Source organism: Streptomyces sp. NPDC058964 (assembly GCF_042741275.1).
Classification (GTDB): domain Bacteria; phylum Actinomycetota; class Actinomycetes; order Streptomycetales; family Streptomycetaceae; genus Streptomyces.
Window position 1 is genome coordinate 1 of the sequence record NZ_JBHYKH010000417.1, and the last position, 8,058, is coordinate 8,058.

8 protein-coding genes are annotated in these 8,058 nt (G+C 71.6%); 4 read left to right on the forward strand and 4 right to left on the reverse strand.

Annotated features, from left to right (window positions below; all coding sequences use genetic code 11):
• Window positions 1-565 (forward strand): NAD(P)-binding domain-containing protein (locus tag ACFW2E_RS35290; RefSeq protein WP_384472582.1); only part of this gene is annotated, 565 nt, incomplete at its 5' end.
• A gap of 129 nt (window positions 566-694) precedes the next feature.
• Entirely contained in the window at window positions 695-1,732 is a 1,038-nt protein-coding gene (locus ACFW2E_RS35295; protein WP_384472585.1) for a LacI family DNA-binding transcriptional regulator, read from the forward strand.
• Window positions 1,733-1,936: 204 nt separating this feature from the next.
• Here ACFW2E_RS35295 and ACFW2E_RS35300 read toward each other — a convergent pair whose 3' ends face one another.
• Window positions 1,937-2,728 carry a VOC family protein gene (locus ACFW2E_RS35300; protein ID WP_384472588.1) on the reverse strand — a complete coding sequence of 264 codons (792 nt, stop codon included), beginning with the start codon at window positions 2,726-2,728 and terminating at the stop codon, window positions 1,937-1,939.
• 271 nt (window positions 2,729-2,999) lie between these two features.
• Between ACFW2E_RS35300 and ACFW2E_RS35305 the strand changes: the two genes are divergently transcribed.
• The gene (locus ACFW2E_RS35305; RefSeq protein ID WP_384472591.1) at window positions 3,000-3,245 is read left to right on the forward strand and encodes a WhiB family transcriptional regulator; all 246 of its coding nucleotides are present in this window, start codon (window positions 3,000-3,002) and stop codon (window positions 3,243-3,245) included.
• A 473-nt stretch (window positions 3,246-3,718) separates the two neighbouring features.
• Here the strand turns inward: ACFW2E_RS35305 and ACFW2E_RS35310 are convergent, their stop codons facing one another.
• The 3 genes from ACFW2E_RS35310 to ACFW2E_RS35320 all read right to left on the reverse strand — a co-directional run bounded on the left by ACFW2E_RS35310 (window position 3,719) and on the right by ACFW2E_RS35320 (window position 7,456).
• Window positions 3,719-4,693: an acyl-ACP desaturase gene (locus ACFW2E_RS35310; RefSeq protein WP_384472594.1), complete on the reverse strand. Its 975-nt coding sequence runs from the start codon at window positions 4,691-4,693 to the stop codon at window positions 3,719-3,721.
• 226 nt (window positions 4,694-4,919) lie between these two features.
• Window positions 4,920-5,696, reverse strand: a complete 777-nt coding sequence (ddaH, locus tag ACFW2E_RS35315) for a dimethylargininase (protein WP_384472597.1) — start codon at window positions 5,694-5,696, stop codon at window positions 4,920-4,922.
• A gap of 134 nt (window positions 5,697-5,830) precedes the next feature.
• Entirely contained in the window at window positions 5,831-7,456 is a 1,626-nt protein-coding gene (locus tag ACFW2E_RS35320; protein ID WP_384472600.1) for an ABC-F family ATP-binding cassette domain-containing protein, read from the reverse strand.
• A gap of 342 nt (window positions 7,457-7,798) precedes the next feature.
• Here ACFW2E_RS35320 and ACFW2E_RS35325 point away from each other — a divergent pair.
• A partial coding sequence (locus tag ACFW2E_RS35325; RefSeq protein WP_384472603.1) for an isocitrate lyase/phosphoenolpyruvate mutase family protein occupies window positions 7,799-8,058 on the forward strand: 260 nt, incomplete at its 3' end.

Sequence of the window (8,058 nt, forward strand, 5' to 3'; positions counted from 1 at the left end):
CCTCGGGGTGATCGGCGCCGGTGCCCAGGCCGAGTTGATGGTGCGCGGCCTCGGCGCCCTGCGCGGCGACCGCGAACTCGTCGTCCACGACACGGACCCCGACCGGGCCGCCGCGTTCGCCGCACGTCACGGCGGCCGGGTGCTGGCGTCCGCCACGGACGTGGCCACCGCCGCCGACGTCGTGCTGCTCGCCACCTGGTCCCGGGCACCCCTGCTCCGGCTGGCCGACACGCGCGAAGGCCAGCACTTCACGAGTCTGGGAGCCGACGAACCCGGCAAACAGGAACTCGCCGCCGACCTCCTGGAGGCGGCACTGCTCGTCGTGGACGACCGGGAACTCGCCGCGGAAATGGGTGCGCCGGCAGCCGCCGGACTCCCGCCGGAGGCGACGGACGCCACACTCGCCGACGTCCTCAACGGCACGCACCCCGGGCGGCGCACACCCCAGGAGCGTTCCGTCTACGCTCCCGTCGGCCTCCCCTGGCAGGACCTGGCACTCGCCTGGCTCGCCCACCGGGCGGCGGAGGAACGCGGGATCGGGGAGCGGGTGGATCTGCTGGGATGAACGGCGGACAGGGACGGGGCGGACGGGCGTATTCGTCCCACACAGTGCCCTTCCCGCTGAGAGAGCGCTCTCACCGCGTTCCTCGCGCGAGGATATCCTGATCCGCAACCGCCGATGAGGAGTCCCGAAGTGACCGAGACAACGTCGCGTCCCACGCTGGAGGCCGTGGCCGCGCGGGCGGGGGTGTCGCGAGCCACCGTCTCCCGGGTGGTCAACGGCGGGGACGGGGTCAGGGAGCCGCTCGTGGAGCGGGTCCGGCGGGCGGTCGAGGAACTCGGCTACGTCCCCAACCAGGCGGCGCGCAGCCTGGTGACGAAGCGGCACGACGCCGTGGCCGTCGTCATCGCCGAACCGGAGACCCGGGTCTTCGCCGACCCCTTCTTCGCGCTCCAGCTGCGCGGGATCAGCAAGGAGCTGACGGCGCACGACAACCAGCTCGTCCTCCTGCTGACCGAGGGCCGGGACGACCACACGCGCGTGGCCCGCTATCTCGCCGGAGGCCATGTCGACGGCGCGCTCGTCTTCTCCCTGCATCTCGACGACCCACTGCCCAGGCTGATCCGGGGCGCGGGCGTACCCACGGTGTTCGGCGGGCGGCCCGGGTGGAGCGACGGGAAGCACGGCGCGGTGTACGTGGACAGCGACAACCGGGGCGGGGCCCGGGCGGCCGTACGGCACCTCGTCGGCCTCGGCCGCAGGCGGATCGCGCACATCACCGGCGCCCTGGACCAGACCTCGGCGGTGGACCGGCTCGACGGGTTCCGGGACGTGATGGTGGACGCCGACCCGCGGCTGATCGTGGAGAGCGACTTCACCCCGGCCGGGGGCGAACGCGCCATGCGGGAACTCCTCGACCGCTGCCCGGACGTGGACGCCGTGTTCGCCGCCAACGACCTCACCGCTTCCGGCGCCCTGCGCGTGCTGCGCGAGCGCGGGCGGCGGGTGCCCGAGGACGTCGCCGTGGTCGGTTTCGACGACATGCTGCCCGTCGCCGAGCAGACCGACCCGCCCCTGACGACGATCCGCCAGGACATAGAGGAGATGGGCCGGTTGATGGCCCGCCTCCTGCTGCGCGGCCCCGGCCACCGGGGCCCCGACGCCGCCGCGGGGGACGCGCCGTCCGGCGTGATCCTGCCGACCACACTGGTACGACGCGCCTCCGCCTAGGGCCCTGTCGCCGGACTCCCGTCGTCCGCCCGAAGGGTGGGCCCTGCGGCGCCCCGGGGTCCCCCTGCTCGAGCGAGGCCGGAGCTCGGGGGAGTGTGTATGGGGCGCGGGACAGGGGGAGTTCGACGACAGGGCCTGGCTGGGCCACGGCGGACTTCGGCCGGCCCGGGGCACCGGGCCCGGCTCCGGCGCGCCCGTGACGGCTCAGTCCTGCTGCGACTCGCTCCTGATCACCGCGAAGCGCGCGCCGTACGGGTCGGTGAGCTTGGCCATGCGGCCGACGCCCTCCATGGTCGTGGCCGGCATACGGACCTCGCCGCCCAGTTGCCGCGCCTTGTCGACGACGGCGTCCGTGTCCTCGACCTCGAAGTACGGCAGCCAGTACGCCCCCGCCGCCGCCTCCGCCGCGGCGTCGGCCAGCGGCACGATTCCGCCGAACATGGCGTCCTCACCGCCCTCCGCGGGGTTCACGCAGGTGTACGAGCCGCCCGGGAAGGGCACGGCGGAGGTCTCCAGGCCGAGCACCCGGTTGTAGAACGCGGCGGCCGCGGCCTCGTCCGGCGTGTACAGCTCCACCCAGCACAGCGAACCGGTCTCGCCCGCGAGGTCCACGCCCCGGGTCTGTCCGGGCTGCCAGATCCCGAAGGCCGCGCCGGCCTGGTCGGCGAGGACCGCCATATGACCCTGCCCCATCACATCCACGGGCTGCAGGAGCACACTGCCGTGCGCCTGTTCGGCGGTCTTGGCCGTGGCCTGCGCGTCCTCGCTCTGGAAATACACCGTCCAGGACGGCGGTCCCTGCTCCGGGGTGGTCTGCATGCCGCCGGCCACGGTCCGGCCGTCCAGTTGGAAGAAGCCGTAACCGCCGGCGTCGGGCCCCGCCGACTGGAACCGCCAGCCGAAGAGCGCGTTGTAGAAGGAGGTGGCGCCCCCGATGTCGGACGTGCCGACGTCGATCCAGTTCGGAGCGCCGTTGACGAAACGGGTGGTGAGCATCTTCGCCCTCCTCGGAAGGGTCCCGTTCTCCGTGCACTGCCGAGTCTTGCACCGCCCACCGACAATCGCTCCGCAGCGCGGCCGCCGGCCGGACCGTCCAGCCCGTTCACCCTGGGTGACCGGCCCCGCCCCCCTTGTTCTCATCCGGTCCCGCGCGCCGCCGTGCGCCACCGGGTCCCGGGGGAGCATCATCGTGGCGGCAGCGGGCCCCGGCCGTGGCGTTGAGCCGCCGTTGATCGAACGTTTTTCGCCGGGCGGCAGAGTCCTGCTCATGCACATCGAAACGATCACCTCGCCCGACCTCGCATGGCAGGAGGAGGCGTTGTGCGCGCAGACGGGGGCGGACTTCTTCTTCCCGGAGCCCGGCAGTTCGGTCCGGGAGGCGAAGCGGATCTGCGGCCTGTGCCCGATCCGATCCGCCTGCCTGGAGTACGCGCTCGACAACGACGAGCGCTTCGGTGTCTGGGGCGGCCTGTCGGAGAAGGAACGCCTGGAGATCAGGCGCGCTTCATTCTGACGTCACGTGAGCCGCCCGCCGTGTGCGGTTCCTCGACAAGCACGACTCGTACTTCGTCGAGTAGACGACCAGAAGTCGAGAAGGCGCCGAGAAGGAGGCGAGAAGAAGAGGAAGCCGGCGGGTTCCACAGGTAGCGCTCGAGGACGAGCGGGCGCAGGGTGTTCTCGGCCTCGTGGACGCGGGCCGGGAGGAGCAGATGGCCCAGGGCGGCACCGGCAGGACCCGCATGGCGGGCCGGTACGTCTTCGCGTACTCGGCGGGGCCGTCGAGGACACCCGCCTGCCGCAGGCGACGGGTGGACTTCCGGTGCGAGCCGGACTGCGCGCGCAGTCCGGGCGGGCAGTCCGGCCGTACGGAGGGCCGAGCAGGAATCCGACCGCCTGCTGCGGCGTGCTGTGGTCGCGTACGGCGGCATGACGCCGCAGGTCACCGACAGGGCGCACCGGTAGGTCGGTGCGCCCCGCGTACCGTCGTCAGGCCCCGGCGCGCGCCGCCATCCGCGCCTTGCGCGCGGCCAGCTTCTCGTCGAACTTCAGGGCCTCCGAGTCGAGGCCGCCCATGAACAGGCCGAGTTCGTCCTGTGCCCGCTGCCCCTCGGGGCCGAGTCCGTCGATCTCCATGACCTTCAGGTGGCGCAGGACGGGCTGGAGCACGTCGTCGTGGTGGATGCGCAGGTTGTAGACCTCGCCGATCGCCATCTGGGCCGCCGCGCGTTCGAAGCCGGGGATGCCGTGGCCGGGCATGCGGAAGTTCACGACGACGTCCCGCACGGCCTGCATGGTGAGGTCGGGGGCGAGTTCGAACGCGGACTTCAGCAGGTTGCGGTAGAAGACCATGTGGAGGTTCTCGTCGGTCGCGATGCGGGCCAGCATGCGGTCGCAGACGGGATCGCCGGACTGGTGGCCGGTGTTGCGGTGCGAGATGCGGGTCGCGAGCTCCTGGAAGGCGACGTAGGCGACCGAGTGCAGCATCGAATGACGGTTGTCGGACTCGAAGCCCTCGCTCATGTGGGACATGCGGAACTGCTCCAGCTTGTCCGGGTCCACCGCGCGCGAGGTGAGCAGGTAGTCGCGCATCACGATGCCGTGCCGGCCCTCCTCGGCGGTCCAGCGGTGCACCCAGGTGCCCCAGGCGCCGTCCCGGCCGAAGAGCGAGGCGATCTCGTGGTGGTAGCTGGGGAGGTTGTCCTCCGTCAGGAGGTTCACCACGAGGGCGATGCGGCCGATCTCGGTGACCTTGGACTGCTCCTTGTCCCAGGCCTCACCGTCCTCGAACAGGCCGGGGAAGTTGCGGCCGTCGGTCCACGGGACGTACTCGTGGGGCATCCAGTCCTTGGCGACCTTCAGGTGGCGGTTCAGCTCCTGCTCGACCACTTCCTCGAGGGCATACAGCAGCTTCGCGTCGGTCCACACGGACGGGCTGCCGAGGTGAGGAGAGGTGATCGTCACAGGTAACTCCAGGGGACGCCGAACAGAGGGGGATCGAGGGCGCGAACCGGCGAGCGGTGCCGGAACCTACGTGATCGTAGGCTACGAAGCCGTAGGTTACGAAGCCGTAGGTTAAGTGTGGCGTAAAGATCGCTGATCAGGTCGCGTTGCCCAGGCGTACCCGGGCATGCGAAACCGCCCCGGGACACGCAGGTCCCGGGGCTGAAGGAGTGACTGGATCACCCGATCAGGCGTACAGCCCCCGCAGCCTGACCGAGAGGCACGTCACACAGCCCTCGAGCTTCTCGAACTCGCTGATGTCCACCGTGACCACCTCGTGGCCGAGATCGGCGAGGAGTTCCTTGCTCTCGGGGGCGCTGTCCGCCATCAGCAGCGTGCTGCCGCCGAGCAGCACCACGTGCGCTCCGGCCTCCTCGGGCACGGCGAGGAAACCCGGGAACAGCGAGGGCCGGTCCACGTTCGGGATGTGTCCGATCACGGTGCCGTCGGGCAGCGCGGTGACCGCGGACTTCAGGTGCAGCACCTTGTGCACCGGTACGGCCACCACCCGCGCGCCCAGCGGCTCGAAGGCGGCCCGCACCTGCTGCACCCCGGCCGCGTTGGTGCGCCCGCCCCGGCCGACGTAGATCGTGTCGCCGACCTTCAGGACGTCACCTCCGTCCAGCGTGCCAGGTTCCCAGATCCAGTTCACCGAGCAGCCGAGACGCGCCACGGCCTCCTCGACCCCGGCGGTCTCGTCGCGCCGGGACTCGGCGCCCGGCCGCGTGATCAACGCCACGTTATTGTACATGACCACGGTGTCCTCGACGAACACCGAGTCCGGGCAGTCGTCGGCCGGGTCCACCTCGACGGTCTCCCAGCCGTGCGTGCGCAGCGCCTCGACGTACGCCTCCCACTGCTCGACGGCGAGCTTCGCATCGACCTGCTCCCGCTCGATGTGCGTCACCAGCCCTTCGGCGAGGCGCGGGCTGGGGCGGCGGACGAGGGCCTTCTTGCTGGGCACGACGGGACTCCGTATCGGCGGGACGACTCCGGCGCCCGTGACAGGGCGCCGGTCAGCCATCATGCAGGGCGGGCCCGGGTGTACAAAACCCTCGTTGCCGGGCCGTGCTCCTCCTGAGATCCGCGGCCCGGCCGCTATGCGGGATCCCCGAGCTCCTCCGGCGTGGTCTCCCTCAGCGTTCCCTCCTCCAGCAGCAGCCAGCGGGTGATGCCCAGCGACTCCAGGAACGGCAGGTCGTGGCTGGCCACGACCAGTGCTCCCTCGTAGGACTCCAGGGCCGTCGTGAGCCGGTGCACGCTCGCCATGTCGAGGTTGTTCGTCGGCTCGTCGAGCATGAGGAGCTGCGGCGCGGGCTCGGCCAGCATCAGCGCGGCCAGGGCCGCGCGGAAGCGCTCGCCACCGGACAGGGTCGCCACCCGCTGGTCGGCCCGGGCACCCCGGAACAGGAAGCGGGCCAGGCGGGCCCGGATCCGGTTGTTGGTGGCACCCGGCGCGAACCGGGCGACGTTCTCGGCGACGGTCAGCTCACCGTCGAGGACGTCGAGGCGCTGCGGCAGGAACCGCAGCGGCACATGCGTCTCCGCCTCGCCCGCCACCGGCGCCAGCTCCCCGGCGACCGTGCGCAGCAGCGTCGTCTTGCCCGCGCCGTTGCGCCCGATCAGCGCGATCCGCTCCGGACCGCGCAGGTCGAACAGGCCGTCGACGCGCGCTCCGTACGCGAGCTCCAGGTCGCGCAGGGTGAGCACGTTCCGGCCCGGAGGCACCGCCGTGTACGGCAGGTCGATCCGGACCTCCTCGTCGTCCCGCACCGCCTCCACCGCTTCGTCGAGGCGTTCCCTGGCCTCGGCGAGCTTCTCCTCGTGCATGATGCGGTGCTTGCCCGCGGACTCCTGCGCCGCGCGCTTGCGCGCCCCCATCACGATCTTCGGTTCGCGCTTCTGGTCCCACATCCGCTGCCCGTACCGCTTGCGGCGGGCCAGCTTGACCTGGGCGTCGGCCAGTTCGCGCTTCTGCTTGCGGAAGTCCGCCTCGGCGACCCGCACCATGCGCTCGGCCGCCTCCTGTTCGACGGCGAGGGCGTCCTCGTAGGCCGAGAAGTTGCCGCCGTACCAGGTGATCTCCCCGGAGCGCAGGTCGGCGATCTGGTCGACCAGTTCGAGCAGCTCGCGGTCGTGGCTGACGACGATCAGCACGCCCGGCCAGGACGCGACGGCCGCGTAGAGCCGCCTGCGGGCGTACAGGTCGAGGTTGTTGGTCGGCTCGTCGAGCAGCAGCACGTCCGGGCGCAGCAGCAGCAGCGCGGCGAGCCGGAGCAGCACCGACTCGCCGCCGGACAGCTCGCCGACCGTACGGTCCAGGCCGATGTGACCGAGGCCGAGTTCGCCGAGGGTGGCCAGTGCGCGCTCCTCGACGTCCCAGTCGTCGCCGACCGTCTCGAAGTGCTCCACGGCCGCGTCGCCCGCCTCGATGGCGTGCAGAGCGGCCCGCCGGGCGGCGATGCCGAGTGCCTCGTCGACACGCAGGGCCGTGTCGAGCGTGACGTTCTGCGGGAGGTAGCCGATGTCACCGGCCGCCTTGACGGTGCCGTCGGACGGCGTGAGTTCGCCGACGATCAGCTTCAACAGGGTTGACTTCCCCGATCCGTTGACGCCGACCAGTCCCGTCCTGCCGGGGCCGAAGGCCACGTCGAGGCCGTCGAGGACGGGGGTGCCGTCGGGCCAGGTGAAGGACAGGGAGGTACAGGTGAGGGAAGTGGACATACAGGCCTCGCGGTTGCTTGGTGTGGTCGGGGCAAACGCGTGTCGAGACACCGGGAGGCAACCGGATGGCAGGGGCATGGAAGAGCCCTGTGCCGGGGGACGGCTCGGACGCCGAGGTCGCACTGCACGCACACACCTGACGTGTGTGACGCGGTGTCTCAGGACCTCAGACGAGCAACGTCCTTCTCCAATCGACGGCAACAGGACCGCTGTACAACGTACGAGGGGCCCGGTGGGGTGTCAACGCATTTGATCGCGGGTCCGGGCCGGGCCCGGCCGGGCCATGCGTACATGACGGATTCCTGCCGGCGCCACCCCGTTCCGGCTGGTTGAGTCGTCCCCATGACGAATCAGAGCACCCTCCGGGACCGCGCCCTCGCCTTCCACGCCCTGCACGTTCCGGGGCGTCCGCTCGTCCTCCCGAACGCCTGGGACGCGGTGAGCGCCCGGCTCGTCGAGGACGCGGGCGCGGCCGCGGTGGCCACCACCAGCGCCGGGCTCGCCTGGGCCCTCGGCGCCCCCGACGGCGACCGGCTGGACCCGGGCCGAGCCCTGGACGCCGTCGCGCGCAACGCCGCCACCGGCCGGGTCCCGCTCACCGC